This is a genomic window from Klebsiella sp. CN_Kp073, assembly GCF_040065495.2.
Classification (GTDB): domain Bacteria; phylum Pseudomonadota; class Gammaproteobacteria; order Enterobacterales; family Enterobacteriaceae; genus Klebsiella; species Klebsiella aerogenes.
Genome location: NZ_CM198051.1, coordinates 2885305 through 2902900, shown reverse-complemented (window position 1 = coordinate 2902900; position 17596 = coordinate 2885305). Strand labels below are relative to the sequence as shown.

At 57.3% G+C, this 17596-nt stretch carries 14 protein-coding genes; 5 read left to right on the top strand and 9 right to left on the bottom strand.

Annotation, left to right across the window (positions count from 1 at the left end):
* Positions 1 to 40: 40 nt before the first annotated feature.
* On the top strand, positions 41 to 499 hold the full coding sequence (locus ABLV66_RS14015) for a (2Fe-2S)-binding protein (RefSeq protein ID WP_063414385.1): 459 nt from the start codon (positions 41 to 43) through the stop codon (positions 497 to 499).
* A 186-nt stretch (positions 500 to 685) separates the two neighbouring features.
* Here the strand turns inward: ABLV66_RS14015 and ABLV66_RS14010 are convergent, their stop codons facing one another.
* The 5 genes from ABLV66_RS14010 to ABLV66_RS13990 form a co-directional block, all read right to left on the bottom strand.
* The gene (locus ABLV66_RS14010; protein ID WP_512173800.1) at positions 686 to 913 is read right to left on the bottom strand and encodes a hypothetical protein; all 228 of its coding nucleotides are present in this window, start codon (positions 911 to 913) and stop codon (positions 686 to 688) included.
* 43 nt (positions 914 to 956) lie between these two features.
* Positions 957 to 1274 carry a hypothetical protein gene (locus tag ABLV66_RS14005; RefSeq protein WP_289577968.1) on the bottom strand — a complete coding sequence of 106 codons (318 nt, stop codon included), beginning with the start codon at positions 1272 to 1274 and terminating at the stop codon, positions 957 to 959.
* A gap of 210 nt (positions 1275 to 1484) precedes the next feature.
* Positions 1485 to 3632 (bottom strand): formate dehydrogenase subunit alpha, encoded by a 2148-nt coding sequence (gene fdhF, locus ABLV66_RS14000; protein WP_321140144.1) that lies wholly within the window; start codon positions 3630 to 3632, stop codon positions 1485 to 1487.
* A gap of 11 nt (positions 3633 to 3643) precedes the next feature.
* Positions 3644 to 3772, bottom strand: coding sequence for a hypothetical protein (locus tag ABLV66_RS13995; RefSeq protein WP_015366915.1), 129 nt, complete (start codon positions 3770 to 3772; stop codon positions 3644 to 3646).
* Positions 3773 to 3774: 2 nt separating this feature from the next.
* Positions 3775 to 5244 (bottom strand): nucleobase:cation symporter-2 family protein, encoded by a 1470-nt coding sequence (locus tag ABLV66_RS13990; RefSeq protein WP_015366914.1) that lies wholly within the window; start codon positions 5242 to 5244, stop codon positions 3775 to 3777.
* 532 nt (positions 5245 to 5776) lie between these two features.
* Here ABLV66_RS13990 and ygfT point away from each other — a divergent pair.
* Both ygfT and ABLV66_RS13980 read left to right on the top strand, forming a co-directional pair.
* Positions 5777 to 7714 (top strand): formate-dependent uric acid utilization protein YgfT, encoded by a 1938-nt coding sequence (gene ygfT / locus ABLV66_RS13985; protein ID WP_063415908.1) that lies wholly within the window; start codon positions 5777 to 5779, stop codon positions 7712 to 7714.
* A complete protein-coding gene (locus tag ABLV66_RS13980) occupies positions 7714 to 8190 on the top strand; it encodes a 4Fe-4S dicluster domain-containing protein (RefSeq protein WP_348877161.1) in 477 nt (158 codons plus the stop codon). Before ygfT ends, ABLV66_RS13980 begins: the two co-directional genes overlap by 1 nt.
* Positions 8191 to 8690: 500 nt before the next feature.
* On the opposite strand, the gene ssnA is transcribed toward ABLV66_RS13980, so the two are convergent.
* The 3 genes from ssnA to ABLV66_RS13965 form a co-directional block, all read right to left on the bottom strand.
* Entirely contained in the window at positions 8691 to 10025 is a 1335-nt protein-coding gene (gene ssnA, locus ABLV66_RS13975) for a putative aminohydrolase SsnA (RefSeq protein WP_063415909.1), read from the bottom strand.
* On the bottom strand, positions 10022 to 13126 hold the full coding sequence (gene ygfK, locus ABLV66_RS13970) for a putative selenate reductase subunit YgfK (protein WP_348877162.1): 3105 nt from the start codon (positions 13124 to 13126) through the stop codon (positions 10022 to 10024). The genes ssnA and ygfK overlap by 4 nt, the downstream gene beginning before the upstream one ends.
* A gap of 269 nt (positions 13127 to 13395) precedes the next feature.
* Complete coding sequence (locus ABLV66_RS13965) at positions 13396 to 13965, bottom strand: NTP transferase domain-containing protein (protein WP_047042744.1); 570 nt, start codon at positions 13963 to 13965, stop codon at positions 13396 to 13398.
* Positions 13966 to 13999: 34 nt separating this feature from the next.
* Here ABLV66_RS13965 and yqeC point away from each other — a divergent pair, with 34 nt between their 5' ends.
* Together yqeC and yqeB are read left to right on the top strand one after the other, a co-directional pair.
* A complete protein-coding gene (yqeC, locus tag ABLV66_RS13960; protein ID WP_063415913.1) occupies positions 14000 to 14758 on the top strand; it encodes a selenium cofactor biosynthesis protein YqeC in 759 nt (252 codons plus the stop codon).
* 42 nt (positions 14759 to 14800) lie between these two features.
* Positions 14801 to 16426 carry a selenium-dependent molybdenum cofactor biosynthesis protein YqeB gene (gene yqeB / locus ABLV66_RS13955; protein WP_047042750.1) on the top strand — a complete coding sequence of 542 codons (1626 nt, stop codon included), beginning with the start codon at positions 14801 to 14803 and terminating at the stop codon, positions 16424 to 16426.
* 232 nt (positions 16427 to 16658) lie between these two features.
* Here the strand turns inward: yqeB and arcC are convergent, their stop codons facing one another.
* Positions 16659 to 17591 carry a carbamate kinase gene (gene arcC / locus ABLV66_RS13950; protein WP_047042754.1) on the bottom strand — a complete coding sequence of 311 codons (933 nt, stop codon included), beginning with the start codon at positions 17589 to 17591 and terminating at the stop codon, positions 16659 to 16661.
* Between the last annotated feature and the right edge of the window lie 5 nt (positions 17592 to 17596).

Sequence of the window (17596 nt, the reverse complement as noted above, 5' to 3'; positions counted from 1 at the left end):
TTCAATCAGGGCGCCAGAGCGCCCTGTACAGGATAAAGCTATGAGCACAATTAAAGTGAAGGTAAACGGCAAGCTGGTGGAAGCAAAAGTAGAAGGCAATATGCGCCTATTGGATCTGGTGCGGGATACATTGCATCTTACCGCCACCAAAGAGGGATGTTCGATTGGCGAATGCGGCGCCTGCACGGTGCTGATGGACGGTAGCGCCGTTTGTTCTTGTCTGGTACTGGCCGAACAGTGTGATGAAGCGGAGATCGAGACCCTGGAAGGGTTAAACGATAATCCGATTACGCAAAAATTACAGGATGCGTTTATTGAGAAGGGCGGCGTGCAGTGCGGGTTCTGTACGCCGGGAGTATTGGTCAGCGCCACCGAGTTGTTAACCAAAGAGCCGCACCCGGACGAAGCGCAAATAAAGGATGTATTAGAAGGCAATATGTGCCGCTGTACCGGCTATCAGCCGATTATTGACTCCATTCAACACGCGATTAAATCGTGATCTTGTACCGGGGCTGCTGTTTTGTGCGATTTGGTGGCCGGATAAGGCGCCACCGGGGGAGAATTCCCGGATAGCGGCGCATAGCGTTTTATCCGGGCTACGGTTTGATATTCGTTGGTAGCCCCGGTAAGCGTAAGCGCCACCGGGGAGGATTCCCGGATAGCGGCGCATGGCGCCTTATCCGGGCTACGGTTCGGTAGTCGGTTGGTAGCCCCGGTAAGCGTAAGCGCCACCGGGGGAGAATTCCCGGATAGTGGCGCATGGCGCCTTATCCGGGCTACGGTTCGGTAGTCGGTTGGTAGCCCCGGTAAGCGTAAGCGCCACCGGGGAGGGTTCCCGGATAGCGGCGCATGGCGCCTTATCCGGGCTACGGTTCGGTAGTCGGTTGGTAGCCCCGGTAAGCGTAAGCGCCACCGGGGAGGGTTCCCGGATAGCGGCGCACAGCGCCTTATCCGGGCTACGGTTCGGTATTCGGTTGGTAGCCCCGGTAAGCGTAAGCGCTACCGGCGGAGGATTCCCGGATAGCGGCACATGGCGCCTTATCCGGGCTACGGTTCGGTAGTCGGTTGGTAGCCCCGGTAAGCGTAAGCGCTACCGGGGAGGGTTCCCGGATAGCGGCGCATGGCGCCTTATCCGGGCTACGGTTCGGTATTCGGTTGGTAGCCCCGGTAAGCGTAAGCGCTACCGGGGAGGGGGCCCGGATAGCGGCGCATGGCGCCTTATCCGGGTTACGGTTCGGTAGTCGGTTGGTAGCCCCGGTAAGCGTAAGCGCCACCGGGGAGGATTCCCGGATAGCGGCGCACAGCGCCTTATCCGGGCTACGGTTCGGTATTCGGTTAGTAGCCCCGGTAAGCGTAAGCGCCGCCGGCGGAGGATTCCCGGATAGCGGCGCATGGCGCCTTATCCGGGCTACGGTTCGGTAGTCGGTCGGTAGCCCCGGTAAGCGTAAGCGCCACCGGGGGAGGGTTGGTATGGCCGTCGAACCTTAACCCATCGCGCTTTCGCGCAGGCGGGCTTTCAGCTTGTTGTACTCGTCGATCACGTACTGCTCCGCCGCGCGCTGATCGGCAATCCGCTCAACGTTAACCGCGCAGTACTTGTACTCCGGCGTTTTGGTTATCGGGCTCAGGTTCTCCGACACCAGCTCGTTACAGGCGCCAATCCACCACTGGTAGGTCATGTATACCGCGCCTTTATTCGGCCGATCGCTGACCTGCGCGCGGGTGATGATGCGCCCCTTACGCGAGTTGACCCACACCAGCGCTTCATCCTCGATGCCTAACCGTTCGGCGTCGGCGGTGTTGATTTGCGCATAGCCCGGTTCATCCGCAAGCCTGCTTAAGGCCGCACAGTTACCGGTCATCGAACGGCAGGAGTAGTGACCGACTTCGCGCACCGTTGAGAGCACCATCGGGTACTGTTCAGAAAGTTTATCTCCCGGCGCGACCCAGTCGCAGGTAAAGAACTGGGCTTTACCGCTCGGCGTAGAGAACGTCTCTTTAAACAGATACGACGTCCCCTGGTCGGCGTCGGACTCATCGCGGCATGGCCACATGACATAGCCGAGCTCGCCCATTTTTTCATAGGTGGCGCCGTAGAAGTTCGGGCACAGATGCCTCAACTCGTCCCAGATCTCCTGGGTGTTGTTGTAGTGCATCGGATAGCCCATCCGGGTGGCGATTTCGCTGATGATCTGCCAGTCGGTTTTCAGGTCCCACTTCGGCTCCACCGCTTTAAAGAAGCGCTGGAAGCCGCGGTCCGCTGCGGTATACACGCCTTCGTGCTCGCCCCACGAGGTGGATGGCAGGATGACGTCGGCCGCGGCGGCGGTTTTGGTCATGAAAATATCCTGGACGATAACCAGTTCCAGCTGTTCAAACGCCTTGCGCACCGCGGAAAGCTCGGCATCGGTCTGCAGCGGATCCTCGCCCATAATGTAGGCGGCGCGAACTTCGCCGTGTTCGGCGCGGTGCGGTAGCTCGCTGATGCGGTAGCCGGTATGCTCCGGCAGGCTGTCGACGCCCCACGCTCTGGCAAACTTCTCGCGGTTTTCCGGGAACTTAACGTACTGGTAGCCCGGATAGGTATCCGGCAGCGCGCCCATATCGCAGGCGCCCTGAACGTTGTTCTGTCCGCGTACCGGGTTGACGCCGACGCTCGGCTTGCCGAGGTTGCCGGTGAGGATCGCGAGGCTGGTCAGCGACCGCACGGTCTCCACGCCCTGGTAGAACTGGGTGACGCCCATGCCCCACAGGATGGCGGCGGATTTGGCGCTGGCGTACATCCGGGCGCAGGCGCGGATCTCCTGAGCGCTGACGCCGGTTATCTCTTCCACCGACTCCGGCGTGTAGCCTTCGACGATTTTGCGATACTCCTCGAAGCCCTCGGAACGGCTGGCGACGAAGGATTTATCGTACAGATCCTCTTCAATAATAACGTGGCCAATGGCGTTGAGCAGCGCGATATTCGAGCCGTTCTTCAGCGCGATGTGCATGTCGGCGATGCGCGCGGTTTCAATCTTGCGCGGGTCGCAGACGATGATTTTCGCCCCGTTGCGTTTGGCGTTAATGACGTGATTCGCCACGATAGGGTGGGAATCCGCCGGGTTGTAACCGAAGATAAACACCAGATCGGTGTTATCAATCTCCGTGATGGCATTACTCATGGCGCCGTTACCGACCGACTGGTGCAGACCTGCAACCGAAGGGCCGTGTCAGACGCGAGCGCAGCAGTCAACGTTATTGGTACCAATAACGGCGCGCGCGAATTTTTGCATCACGTAGTTGGTTTCATTGCCGGTCCCGCGGGAGGAGCCGGTGGTCTGGATCGCGTCCGGGCCATATTTTTCTTTAATGGCGCCAAGGCGGGCGGCGACGTAATCGAGCGCCTCGTCCCAGGAGACGGCTTCCAGTTTGCCGCTGCGCTTACGACGGATCATGGGGGTTTTGAGACGCGGGGTCAGGATCTGGGTATCGTTAATGAAGTCCCAGCCATAATAGCCTTTCAGACACAGGGTTCCCTGATTGTTTTTCCCCATGGCCGCTTCGGCGCCGACGACCATGCCGTCGTCCACCACCAGCCGCAGCTTACAGCCAGCGGCGCAGTAGGGACAGACGGTGGTTACTTTTTCCATCGTGTGACTCCTTAAAAATAGTACGGCAGCAGATAGATAAAACGGCTGTTAATTCCGAGGGTAATGGCGTCCTGGATGGCGGGAACCGCCATCAGGGCCATCATCAACAGTGCAAAAAGCAGACGTTGCGACATAGACATAATCACTCCTGGCCGTCAGCGGCGGTTTGACCTTTCTGTACCTTGCGCAGCAGTAGCCACATGCGCACCGTACGCACGGCCATGTTGCGGGCAGCCGCGCTCGGCGGCGCCGGGTCCGGTTCCGGGACATCGTGAGAAATACGGAACGGCACGCTGCCGTTCAGCGTCAGGTTGGCGACAATCGCCGTCAGGGTGCCGATAGTGATGCCGCTATGCAGAAACAGCTGCATCATCGGCGGGAACTGGGTAAACAGATTCGGCACCAGTACCGGCATCATGCCGAGACCAAGGGTGAGCGCGACGACCATCCCATTGTTATTGTTGCGATAGTTGACCTGGCCGAGAGTACGAATACCGGAAACGGCAACCATGCCGAACATAACGATACCGGCGCCGCCGAGGATCGGTTTCGGAATCAGTACCACCAGCGCCGCCATTTTGGCGAAAATGCCCATTAGCATCAGGATGACGCCCGAGACCGACACCACGAAGCGGCTGCGTACGCCGGTCAGGCCAATCAGGCCGACGTTTTGCGCAAAGGCCGCGTAGGGAAACAGGTTGAAGAAGCCGCAGATCGTCGTCGCCAGTCCGCAGGTATTCAGGCCGTTACGCAGCATGCTGGCCGTGACCTGTTTACCGACGATATCGCCGGTCGCCATGATGGACGACATGGTTTCGACCATCACCACCACCATGACCATCGACAGCAGGGCGACCGGCACGATATGAAACTCAGGCCGGGCGAACTGCATCACCTGTGGCAGATGCAGCCAAGGCGTAGCGTTGACGAGGTTAAAATCCAGCGGCTTGAAGAAGCTCCATAAAATAGTGCCGATCACCAGCCCGATCAGCACCGAGGTGTTCTTGACCACGCCGGTGGCGAAGGTATAAAGGTTAAGAATAATGACCAGCGTGATGGCCGCCATCAGCAGCGAGAAGAGATCGCCGAAACCGGCCATCTCGCTGCTGCCGCCGCCAATCCATCCTCCCGCGACCGGCATAATAGAGAGGCCGATCAGCGTCACAATGCCACCCATCACCACCTTCGGAAAGAAGCGAATGAGACGGCTAATCCACGGCGCGCAGCAGAGGATAAAAATGCCGGAGACGATAACCGAGCCGGAGATCGCCCCGATACCGTACTCTTTGCCGATAAGCACCATCGGGATCAGCGCGGCGAAAGTACAGCCCTGGATCAGCGGTAAGCGGCAGCCCAACCATTGCTTGATGCCCATCGATTGCACGATGGTTGCGGCGCCGCAAATAAACAAATCGGCGCTGATTAATAAAATAATATGCTCCGCAGGCAAACCGACCGCGTTACCCACCACCAGCGGTACCGCCACCGCCCCGGCGTACATCACCAGCACGTGCTGCAATCCATAGAGAATCATTTGCGTAATTGGCAGGACCTCATCGACCGGCGCGACAGTCGCCGTATTGCGTGAGGCCGGAATGGCAAAATCTTTCATGAAGTAGTTGTCTCCTTTACGACTTCTTCCCGTGCCGAACTGAAAGGGCAGAAGTTACGATTCGAAGGCCATTGCCTCCCTCTGCTGATGATGTTCACCAGCGTATAACGCGCACGGAGTTGCTTATGCGTTAGGAGGGTTATGCGTAAGCTGTGCCAAAAATGAGCGAAGCGGTAGTGGAAGAATATATTTGTGAAATCAATCACGGGTTGGCATGTTTATTTCTTGCAGGCCCGTTTAACGCTGCGAGCGGGCATCAGAAATAAAAATGGCGAATATCAGTTTGAGATATATGCCGTCTCATTTTGGTAGGCGAAATAAGCGCTAAGAAGGTAAAAATGATAAAAAGGCAGGACGGGCTTGAGATGCCATCCCGGTGATTTGATGAGCTTTTATTTATTCGAGAGTGACAGGAGAGTAATAATTTGAGCTGACTCGCAAAAATGAATGGCAGCAGAAGGTGAGCGCCCAATATCGCCCGAATATTGCAATCCATCCCTGAGACTATTCCAGAAGAATAAAAGGGAAGCAAATGAATCGATTTATTGTGGCCGATGTTGCGAACTGTATTGGATGTCATGCCTGCGAAGTAGCCTGCGTCACGGCGCATCATCAGGATGCCTGGCCGGCACAGCGCAGCGCCTTTGTTCCGCGCATCCATGTTGTCTTCCACCGGAATGCCAGTACTGCGACCACTTGCCACCATTGCAACGACGCGCCTTGCGTCACCTCCTGCCCGACTCAGGCGCTGTATGTCGCCAACGACAGCATCCAGTTTACCCAGTCCGAGTGTATCGGTTGCAAAAACTGCGTCGTCGCTTGCCCATTTGGCGCAATCGAGATGGTCGCCAGCGGGGAAGATGGCCCGCAGCTGGCGCAAAAATGCGATCTTTGTCGCGAGCGCCCCTCCGCAGAACAGGCCTGCGTGGCCAGTTGCCCGACACAGGCGCTGCGCGTAATGGACGAGAGCGCGCTCCAGCGGTTACAGCGGGAAAGACAAATCCGCTCCGCCCAAGGGCAGCCGCTGGCCGAGCGTCGTGGCGCAAGGCGCGAAGCAATCCTGGATAAAGCGCCGCGGGTGGGGGCGAAGAAGCTTGCCGCGGAGGAGCGAAAAGCGCATTTTGCCGAGATCTACCAGCGCCTTAGCGAATGTGATGCCGAATATGAAAGCGAGCGTTGCCTGTACTGCGCACAAAAAGCCTGGTGCAACTGGACCTGCCCATTACACAACCATATTCCCGATTTCATCCGACTGGTGCGTGAAGGCAAAATTATTGAGGCCGCAGAACTCTGTCATCAAAGTAGTTCGCTTCCGGAAATTTGCGGCAGGGTCTGCCCACAGGACAGGCTATGTGAGGGTGCCTGTACGCTGAAAAACGAAGGCGGCGCGGTGGCGGTTGGCAATCTGGAACGCTATATCACCGATACCGCGCTGGCGATGGGCTGGCGGCCAACCACAGGCGAGGTTGCGCCGCGTCGGGAACGCGTGGCTATTATCGGCGCCGGACCGGCGGGACTGGGCTGCGCGGATATTCTCGCGCGCGCCGGGGTACAGGTTGATGTTTTTGATAAACATCCTGAAATTGGCGGGCTGCTGACTTTCGGCATTCCATCTTTCAAGCTGGAAAAAACGGTAATGGCGTTGCGGCGTGAGATCTTCAGCGATATGGGGATTCGTTTCCATCTCAATCAGGAAGTGGGGCGCGACGTGGCCTTCAGCGACCTGGTTGCTAACTATGACGCGGTCTTTTTAGGCGTCGGCACCTATGGGCTGATGGGCGCTGGTCTTGATGGCGAAGATGCGCCGGGTGTTATTCAGGCGCTGCCGTTCCTGATTGCCAATACCCGTGAGGTGATGGGGCTTGAAGAGAGCGCCGAATATCCGTTTACCGACATTAAGGGTAAGCGGGTGGTGGTGCTGGGCGGTGGCGATACGGCGATGGACTGTCTGCGCACCGCGGTGCGTCGCGGAGCCGAGAGCGTGACCTGCGCCTATCGTCGCGATGAATTAAGCATGCCGGGCTCGAAAAAAGAGGTGGTGAACGCGCGGGAGGAGGGCGTGGCGTTTCAGTTTAACGTTCAGCCGCAATATATCCTGCGTAACCGTAAAGGGCAGGTCAGCGCCGTTGGGATGATCCGTACCGAAATGGGTGAACCAGGGCCGGATGGCCGCCGCCGCCCGCGGCCAATTGCCGGTTCAGAATTCGAACTCCCGGCCGATGTGCTGGTGCTGGCGTTTGGTTTCCAGGCCCATGACATGCCGTGGCTGCGGGGGCACGGCATCAAACTTGACCGCTGGGGGCAGATTGTGACGGGCGGCAAAGGTCGCGGCACCACGCAGACCAGCCATGACAAAATCTATGCCGGCGGCGATGCGGTGCATGGCGCCGATCTGGTGGTGACGGCAATGGTTGCCGGGCGCCAGGCCGCAAGCGAAATGCTGGCGCGATTTGACCATAAGGAGCGGTGATGACCCATTTTATTCTTGCCAGTTCACAGGCCTGTATCGGTTGTCGTACCTGCGAAGTCGCCTGCGCACTGGAGCATGTGGCGGAAGGGGCGGAATTTCATCCGCGATTGAAGGTGATGCGACTCGACACGTTGAGCGTGCCGGTGTTGTGCCATCAGTGTGAGAACGCGCCATGCGTTGGGGTCTGTCCGACCGGCGCATTGGCGATGGGCACCGAACGGGTCGAGGCCGATGCCGGGCGCTGCATAGGCTGCCAGAGCTGTGTCGTTGCCTGCCCATTTGGTGCGATTACTATCGAGACATCGGCGGCGCATCCGCCGGTTATCGTGAAGTGCGATCTCTGCGAGCAGCGAGACGGCGGCCCGGCCTGCGTATCGGTGTGCCCAACGGCGGCAATATCGCTGATGACCGGTGAGGCGCTGGCGGCGCTGCAGAAACAGAGAACGATCGCCAGCGCCAGCTTGTTGAGTTTGTAGGAAAGTCCCGGATGGCGACGCGCCGCGTCTTATCCGGGCTACTTCTGTGCCAATAGCGACTGAAACAGCCGCCGTTGGTGGCCTCAAAATCGCTGAGACGTTCCCGGAAGGCCGGGGCAGCCCGCATGGATGCGGGCTGAGGGCCGTGTTTTGCACGGACGCTGCCTCGGCCCGACCCGAAGCCTGTAGGGATAAGTCGAGGGGACCGCGTAGCGGCGATTTTGGCGGCCAGAGCCCGGGGGGACAGGGGGCGGCGGTGATTGGCCGCCCCCTGTGCGCTCTCAGCACCACAGAAAACATATTGCAGAAAAATTAACCGGGAGCGCAATATACTATGGAGCGAAACGAGATAAACGCTTTTTCTCAAGCCAAAAAGTTGCCAACCGATAACAGTATCTAACCGATTGATGTCGCAGAATTTCTCGACCGTAAATCTATTCCCGTCATCGGGCAAAAATAAACCCGGTACAGTGACCGGGTTTTGTTTTGCCGTGATGGGATTACGGCAATGCATCCATCCGCTGCCACATCTTCTTCGCCACCTTCCGCGCTTCGGCGAAAATCGTATCGCAATCAATAGCGAACTGCCGATCCTCATAGATCATGACGCCATTCACCATCACGCTATGAACGTGGCTGGCCCCCATACCGAAGGCGATGTGCCCGGCGAGATTAGCCGCCAGCAGCGGCGTCGGCGGAATATAATCGCTGATGGTTAAATCCGCCTTATAGCCCGCCTCAATACGGCCGAAACGGTCGTTAAAGTTGCGGCTAAGCAGCGTGTTGCCGTTGCTTAATGCCCGCGCAAAGCTATCCGGCCACAGCGGTCCGCCGGCATCACGGTGTTTAAAGAAGGCGAACTTGAGCTCTTCAAACATATCGGAGCCGATACCGTCGGTGCCCAGCGCCAGGTTGCGAAATGCCGTCAGCTGCTGGTTATAGCCAACATGGTTGTTCATGTTAGAGCGGGCGTTATGGACAAGAAAACCATCGTGCGCGTTCAGTAGTTCAATATCCGCGTCCGACAGATACAGCCCGTGAGCCACCAGCGTTTTACTATCGATGAGATCGAACTCTGCCAGGCGTACCAGCAGATCTTTACCGTAGTGATGGTGGCTGTGGGAAACGTCGTAACGGTCTTCCGCCATATGAATATGCAGGCCGCGCCCGGTTGCTTTTAATGCTTCGCGAAGCATCAAAAGCCCCTCGTTGGGAACCGTAAACGGCGCATGGGCGCCGATATGCGCTTCTACCAGATAGGGTTCGTCGCCGTTTTCCCGCGCCCGATCGATTTCGTGGGCAAAACGGATATTTTCCTCCACGCTTGCCTGAAGTTCCTGCAGGCCGCCGTTACGGTCGGTGGTTTCAAAACAGGTCATGCCGCGCAGGCCGACCTTGATGAAAGCGTTACGTAACTGACTTAATGATCCAGCGATATAGTTCGGCGACGCGCTGTGGTCAATGACGGCGGTACAGCCGCTGCGAATGGCCTCCAGCGAACAGATAAGCCCGCTGTAGTATAAGGACTCCTCATCCAGCGCGCGGTCCAGGCGCCACCACAGGTTTTTCAGCGTGGAGATAAAATCGGGACTCGGCGCAATATTGGCCTGAATCCCGCGCGACAGTCCGGAATAAAAATGGTTATGCGAGCAGACCATTCCCGGCATCACCAGCCGGCCGCGCATTTCTTTAATACGCGCCTGCGGATAACGCTGGCTCAGGTTCGCGCCTGTTTCGATAATTCTGTCATTTTCGATGACGATATCGACACCTTCTTCCACTTTTGCCGGATGAAGCTGGGCAAGGGTGGCATTTTTAAGCACTAAGATACTCATACTTCGACGGCTCCCAGCAAATAGTGATGATGTTGATGGACGTGGCTGATGATGCGGCACATGGCATCCAGCTGCGGCGGAACTTCAGCGAACTGACCCTTAGTATCGATTTCCAGCTGCCAGATCAGGCCATCCTGACGGACATGAACCCGCTGCTGTTCCACGAGGAAACCAGGATTGCTGCTGTTGTTGAAATCCTGTTCGAGGCTAAAAACGGTGACTTTGTCCTTATAAGGTTTGCCTTGCCATGGGCAGAACTGCGCGCAGTTGCCGCATTCGTTGCAGTACGCGTCGAGGTGCAGCGTCTGGAAGCGGTTGTCGAACCCCGGCACCGCGATTGAGACGTTGGCGCGGTTCGGGCAAACATCCACGCACTTGCTGCAGACGTAATTACATTCGAGGCAACGCTCCGCCTCCTGCGCGACAAAGGCATCGCGGTCGTCTTTATCAACCTGAGCGATAGCAATGGTTCCTTTGCGGCGGTAAATATCCGCGGGATCGACGTTATTCCACTGTTTATCGCCGAAGTGGCTGCGGATATTCTCGCGCTTCAGGATCGCATCGCTGGCGCGACGGGCGTTGCCTATCGCCGAGACGATCGAAGAAGGACCATGCTGTACATCGCCAATCAGGAAGACGTTAGCCAGACGGATTTCGCCATCAGCATTGACCTCAGGCCAGCCGTGGTCGTTGAGCGGGATCCCCATCGCCGCCAGCGCTTCGCCATCCTGCTGTTCGCCGATAGCGGTAATCAGCGTATCGACCTGCAGCGTCCAGGTTTCATCGGTGGGCAATGGGCGACGTCGACCCTGTTCATCAGGTTCGCCGAGGGCCATGGTGCGAACGGTCAGCGTGCCGTCAGCGGCGAAGTGCTCCGGGTTACTGAGGAAGCGGAACGTAACGCCATCCTGAAGGGCTTCTTCGTACTCCTCGCGCCATGCTGGCATCTCCTGCTGCGAGCGGCGATAAATCACCGTCGCTTTCTCAACGCCGGGGATGTGCAGCGCCGCGCGGGCGCAGTCCATTGCAGTATTACCCGCGCCGACAATGGCCACGTGTTTACCCACGTTCAGGCGATCGCCGCGGTTGAACGCGCGCAGGAAGTTGAGCGATTTATGAATATTCGTGTTGTCGCCGCCAAGCTTCACGCCGCTGTTTTTGTCGGTACCAGTGCCGACCAGTACATAGCGATAACCCTCCTGACGGAGTTTTTCGACGGTGAGATGCGGGTCGCAGCCGTAGACAATATTGACGCCGTGATTAACAACGAACTCGATATCCTGCTGGATAAGTTCCGCGGGAATGCGGAAATGCGGAATGATGTTTTTTACCACTCCGCCAGCGTTAGCTTCGCGCTCAAATAGCGTGACCGGGTGGCCGGCGCGGGCGAGGAAGTAACCCGCCGCCAGCCCCGCCGGGCCTGCGCCAATCACTGCCACCGGGTTACGGCTACCGGAACCAGCCGGTTTATGCCAGCGGCGTTGGTATTCCGGCCAGCCTTTCTCAAGGGCGATTTTTTTCAGCTCGCGGATATTTAACGCGCTGTCATAATCAAGACGCGTACAGTTGTACTGGCACTGGTGATCGCAGATATGGCCGGTGATCGCCGGCAACGCGTTACGTTGATAGATAAGCTCCAGCGCATCGGCATAGCGCTGCTCGCCCATCAGGCGAATGTATTCCGGAATATCCTGTTTGATGGCGCAGGCGCTGACGCAAGGGGCGACGTAGCAGTCAGTTAACGGCAGCGGCTCGCCAACGTCGATGCGATCGTCCGGCTTCCAGTGTTTTTGCGTGTACTCCATGCTCACCGCTTTTTCCGCCAGCGCGTTCAGGCGCTTGACGTCGACCTGATTCATTTCCCAGCCATCGGCCGGTTCCAGCTCGCGCATGCACTGGCTAAGACGCAGGTAACCACCGGGTTTTAGCAGATCGGTCGCCATGGTAATGGGGCGGATCCCGGTTTCAAAGATATCGCGGATATTGAGCTGGCTGGCGCCGCCGGAGTAGGAGATCGGGAGTTTGCCGTCGAATTCACGCGATAGCAGCGCCGCAACGTTGATGGAGAGGGGGAACAGGGCGCGGCCGGACATATACATCTCATCGCCGGGCAGTGCGCCTTTATTGTTGACCGTGCCGAGGGTGTTGGTTAGCTTCACGCCGAAGCCGAGTTGTTTACTTTTCGCCAACGCCATCAGACGCGTCAACATTTCCAGCGCCTGGCCGATTTTAAGATCGTGTTCAAAAGATTCTTCATTCAGACCGATATAGTCAAAGCCGCAGGTGTCGAGAATTTCGCGTACGCGCGGGTAGCCCAACAGCGTCGGATTAAGCTTCACGAAGGTGTTGAGCTGCTTCTCTTCCAGCATATAGCGGCAAATGGCTTCGATTTCATCCGGCGGGCAACCATGCATGGTAGAGAGAGTAACCCCTTGTACCAGTTTTGCCGGAATGCGTTCCGCGAGCGTCGCCAGCCGCGGGCGGATATCATCCAGCGACAGGCGGGCAAGGAAGGCGTCATCATGCAGCCAGCGGTTCAGCGTGTCGCGGTACTGGGTAAATTTCGGCTGCCCGGCGGCGTTCATCATATTATCGATAAACTGCTGCATCGGCGGTTGTTTGATGCCTTCCAGGTTATAGCCGACGCTCATATTGAAAATAAATGACTTGCCGTTTTGCGCCGGCGTGAACGGGAAAATCTCTTCCAGCAGATGCAGAATAAACCATGCTTTAAGGTATTCATCCCACGCTTTTTGCAGCGTGAATTCCGTAGACCATTCGGTATTGAAACATTCGTCTTCAGCGTCGATGCAGGGTTTTTCCAGCTCAAGCCGGTCGAGGATCTGTACGGTTTTCAACTCGATAAACCGCCCGCCGGTGAGCCAGGCGGTGATGATATTCTGCGCCAGTTGGGTATGCGGGCCGGCGGCCGGGCCGATTGGGGTGGCGCAGCTTTCGCCGAAGACGCTTACCCGGCGTTGGTTGGTGGGCGAATAGAACTGCTGCTCAGGAATACCAAAAATGGAATGGTGTTGTTGATACTCATCGAAAATGCGCGTCAATAATTCCTCAAACGGGACGGGACGCATGATATCCCCCATAACCCTCTCCTTTATCTGTGCAATCAAATTTGCCGGTTAGTGGTGCTTATTCCGACGGATAGTTAAGGAAGAGCAACAATCGAACCAGTTATTAAAGGCAGAAGGTTTGAATAATTAAAAATGTGAGAGAGATCTAAAGAACACCTGGCTTTGTGAATAGGCTCACGCTATGGTAATGAGAATTAAAATCACTCTATATTTTTATCCGCCGGGATTTCTCAAAATAAACGGCGAAATATCACAATGATAATTTCCCGACAAAGGCATTATTAATCCTGGTTTTGCAGGCGAATAAAATCAGCAGGGGTATCGATATCCCAGACCATTTGCGGAAAATCTAACTCCAGACAGCGATGGCGGCTTTGTAATAACCGTTTGCGCATTGAGCCGGGTCCATCGTGAGTGATAAGTTGGCGCAACTGCGTGCCGGCAATAAGGATTGGATGACCCGGTACGCCTTGATATTGCGGAAGAAGCGCGCTGTCGCCCCGTTGTTGCCACAGCCGCTGGAAAAGCGCAGTCGGCAGGCAGGGTAAATCGCCGAGGGTGATAAAACAGTAGTTGTTTCGCACCTGGCTTGCGCCGGCGCAAACAGAAGTAAACAGACCCTGCTGATAGTTGGGATTATAAACCAGGGTTATTTTTGGATGCGCCGAATAGCGTTGATGTAACTCCTCTGCGCGAAAACCGCTCACCAGAATAATACGCGAGCAGAATTGCAGGGCGTTTTTTATACTTGCATCAAGTATTGTCGTTCCGCGCCAGGGTAACATCATTTTCCACTGTCCCATCCGGGAGGACAATCCGGCGGCGGTAATAATACAATCGACCTGTTTCATACTCCTCCCTGAATAATGGAATCCTGTCCAGCGCATGGAAAATATACCGCATCTGCAATCGCTGTTTTGTGATTTAGGCGTAAATGATGGTCCGCTGCTGATTTCCGCCGTCGGCGCGGGAGGTAAAACCAGTACCTTAATGTGGCTGGCGCAGCGTTTTCGTGAGGCTGGCCGGCGAGTTCTGCTCACCACGACCACCCACATGTATCTTCCGGCAACCCTACCTGTGCTGATTTGCCGCGATCCGCTGGCGCTGCCTGACGAGGTTTGGCAGCGGCCGCTACAGGCCTGCTACGCCTCATGGCTCGCCCCTGCGGGTAAAGTTCGTGGGTTTAGCCCGCAACAGCTTGATGCGCTGGTTGCCGCAGGTTGCGTGGACGTGGTGCTGGTAGAAGCTGACGGGGCTCACGGTTTCGCCTTAAAAGCGCCAGCTGAGCACGAACCTTGCATACCTCAATCCTGTTGCTGCGTTATTGCCGTCATGGGGGCCTGGAGGCTCGGGCAAAACGTTGGGCCAGCGACCGTTCATCGCTGGCCCCTTTTTTCCCGGATAACCGGCGCGGCGCCGGATACAGCGCTGAGGTGGCCGATGCTGCATCGCTTGATCGCGCATCCGCAGGGAGCGTTTAAAGGCGTTCCGCCCGCCAGTCGCCGGATCCTGCTGCTGAATCAGCTTTCTCAAAATGAGAATTTACCGGAGGAGGCGCTGTTGCAGCAGTGGGGGGTTAACGCACTGTGGGCGGGAGCGGTACAAGAGCAACCCGCGATAACGCGGCGACGAACAACAGAGTGACGCCCCGGCTTGGGCGCATGGCGGATATCCATTGAGGTTGTTATGAATATTTTCTCTGAAGCGGCAAAACTCGAAGCACAGAATCGCCCGTTTGCCCTGGCGCAGATTGTCGATAGCCGCGGCTCAACGCCGCGCCATTCGGCGCAGATGTTAATCCGTGAAGATGGTTCGATAGTCGGCACCATCGGCGGCGGCATGGTTGAGCGTAAAGTGATTGAACAGGCGCTGGAAGCGCTCAGCGAAAAAGCGTCGCGCATGTTTCATGGGCGGATGGCGCGCAGCGGCAGCGATGCGGTCGGCTCCGATTGCGGTGGGGCGATGTCGGTCTATATTAGCGTACATGGCCTGCGCCCGCGGCTGGTGCTGATCGGCGCCGGGCACGTTAACCGCGCGGTGGCGCAAAGCGCGGCGCTGCTGGGTTTTGAGGTGGCGGTGGCCGATATCTATTCTGAAAGCCTGAACCCCGACTATTTTCCGCCGACAACGCAGTTGCTGCATGCTGAAACCTTCAGCGAGGCGGTGGATTCCCTGGCGATCCGCGGTGATGACTTTGTGTTAATCGCCACCAATAACCAGGACCGTGAAGCGCTGGATAAACTGATTGAACGGCCGGTCGCCTGGCTTGGGCTGCTGGCCAGCCGCCGTAAAGTCCAGGTGTTTTTACGCCAGCTACGGGAAAACGGCGTTGCCGCAGAACATATTGCCCGCCTGCACGCGCCGGTTGGCTATAACATTGGCGCCGAAACGCCGCATGAGATAGCGATTAGCATTCTGGCGGAAATCCTGCAGGTAAAAAATCGCGCGCCCGGCGGCCTGCTGATGGCGGCTGCCACGCCTGCGCAGCAGCAGTTGGTCGCTATTCGCGGCGCCGGCGATATCGCCAGCGGCGTGGCTCTGCGCCTGTGGCATGCGGGGTTCAAAGTGGTGATGCTGGAAGTGGCGAAGCCGACGGTTATCCGCCGCAGCGTCGCTTTTGCCCAGGCAGTCTTCGACGGTGAAATGACGGTAGAAGGGGTGATGGCGAAGCGGGTGTCATCCGCTCAGGAGGCCATCCAGGTGATTGAGAATGGCGTGATTCCGGTATTGGTGGATCCGCTGTGCGAATCGCTGACTGAACTGCGTCCTGTCTGCGTCGTGGATGCCATTCTGGCGAAAGAGAATTTTGGTACGCAACGAGAAATGGCGCCGGCGGTAATTGCGCTGGGCCCGGGTTTTTGCGCCGGCGTGGATTGTCATGCGGTGATTGAAACCAATCGCGGCCATTGGCTAGGGCAGGTGATTTACGATGGCAAAGCCCAGGAGAACACCGGGATTCCTGGTAATATTCTTGGGCATACTTCACGACGGGTGATCCGCGCCCCGGGTGCCGGGGTGATGCATGCGAAGGTGGCGCTGGGGGATATCGTTAATGAAGGCGATATCATCGCCACTATCGGCGAGGCCGAGATTATTGCGCCACTAAGCGGTATGGTGCGAGGTTTGCTCAGCGATGGGTTAGTGGTCGATAGCGGCTTTAAAATTGGCGATATCGACCCGCGCGGCGCCAGCGCCGATTTTACCAGCGTCTCCGATAAGGCGCGCGCCATCGGCGGCGGGGTGCTTGAGGCGCTGATGACGCTGATGAATCAGCGGGTAAAAGAGAAAAGCGTATTGTTGTCGGTGGCGTAGATAGCGGCACGAAGCCGCTTTTTTGCCGGGTGGCGGCTACGCCTTACCCGGCCTACCATTCGTGCGACCGGCCTTTAATTTATTCACTACGCTGGATGAAGCCGGTGTTGGTGGCCTCAAAATCCCCGGTGGCGCTACCGCTTACCGGGGCTACAGTACTGTGCGGTCTGGTAGCCCGGATAAGGCGCAACGCGCCGCCTCCGGGAAAACAGTATCTACATTTCGTGCCTTTTTACCCTTCAATAACCGTACCGGTTTTTCCTTCAATTCCTTCTTTGGCTTTATTTAATACGGTGATGAGCGCTTTGCGCCCCGGACGTGAACGGGCGAATGACGCGGCGGCCTCAACTTTAGGCAGCATCGAACCCTTAGCGAAGTGACCCTCACGAATGAACTGTTCGGCATCGCTGAGCGACAGCTTATCCAGCCACTGCTCGTTGGGTTTGCCAAAGTTGATCGCCACTTTCTCGACCGCGGTCAAGATGATCAGCATGTCGGCGTCGATCATCGCCGCCAGTTTAGCGCTGGCCCAGTCTTTATCAATTACCGCGCTGGCGCCGCGCAGATGATTGCCTTCGCGGATTACCGGGATCCCGCCGCCGCCCGCGGTGATCACCACGTGACAGGCATCCATTAGCGCTTTTACCGTCTCTTTCTCAATAATATCGACCGGCTGCGGCGAGGCGACAACCCGGCGATAGCCGCGCCCGGCATCTTCTTTCATGACGTAGCCCTGACGCGTGAGCTGTTCCGCTTCCTGCTCGGTGAAAAAAGAGCCGATAGGCTTGGTCGGATTTTTAAACGCCGGATCGTTGGCGTCGACTTCCACCTGGGTGATGATTGTCGCCACCGGGATATGCATCGATCGCGACAGCAGCTCCTCGCGCAGGGCATTTTGCAGGTCATAGCCGATATAGCCCTGACTTAGTGCCACGCAGACCGACATGGGCAACATCGGGGTATGGGCCTCGGTTTTGGCTGCGGCTTCGAAAGCAAGGTTAATCATCCCAACCTGCGGGCCGTTGCCGTGGGTCACGACCACCTGGTGGCCATGGGCTATCAGGTCGACAATAGCCTGCGCGGTTTGCTTGACGGCCTGCATTTGCCCGGCCAGATCCTCGCCAAGTGCGTTACCGCCGAGGGCGAGTACAATTTTCTTACTCATGAATG

Coding starts and splice junctions, on each gene's coding strand:
- ABLV66_RS14015 (WP_063414385.1), top strand. CDS start 41: ATGAGCACAATTAAAGTGAAGGTAAACGGCAAGCTGGTGGAAGCAAAA.
- ABLV66_RS13995 (WP_015366915.1), bottom strand. CDS start 3,772: ATGTCTATGTCGCAACGTCTGCTTTTTGCACTGTTGATGATGGCCCTG.
- ABLV66_RS13990 (WP_015366914.1), bottom strand. CDS start 5,244: ATGAAAGATTTTGCCATTCCGGCCTCACGCAATACGGCGACTGTCGCG.
- ygfT (WP_063415908.1), top strand. CDS start 5,777: ATGAATCGATTTATTGTGGCCGATGTTGCGAACTGTATTGGATGTCAT.
- ABLV66_RS13980 (WP_348877161.1), top strand. CDS start 7,714: ATGACCCATTTTATTCTTGCCAGTTCACAGGCCTGTATCGGTTGTCGT.
- ssnA (WP_063415909.1), bottom strand. CDS start 10,025: ATGAGTATCTTAGTGCTTAAAAATGCCACCCTTGCCCAGCTTCATCCG.
- ygfK (WP_348877162.1), bottom strand. CDS start 13,126: ATGGGGGATATCATGCGTCCCGTCCCGTTTGAGGAATTATTGACGCGC.
- ABLV66_RS13965 (WP_047042744.1), bottom strand. CDS start 13,965: ATGAAACAGGTCGATTGTATTATTACCGCCGCCGGATTGTCCTCCCGG.
- yqeC (WP_063415913.1), top strand. CDS start 14,000: ATGGAAAATATACCGCATCTGCAATCGCTGTTTTGTGATTTAGGCGTA.
- yqeB (WP_047042750.1), top strand. CDS start 14,801: ATGAATATTTTCTCTGAAGCGGCAAAACTCGAAGCACAGAATCGCCCG.
- arcC (WP_047042754.1), bottom strand. CDS start 17,591: ATGAGTAAGAAAATTGTACTCGCCCTCGGCGGTAACGCACTTGGCGAG.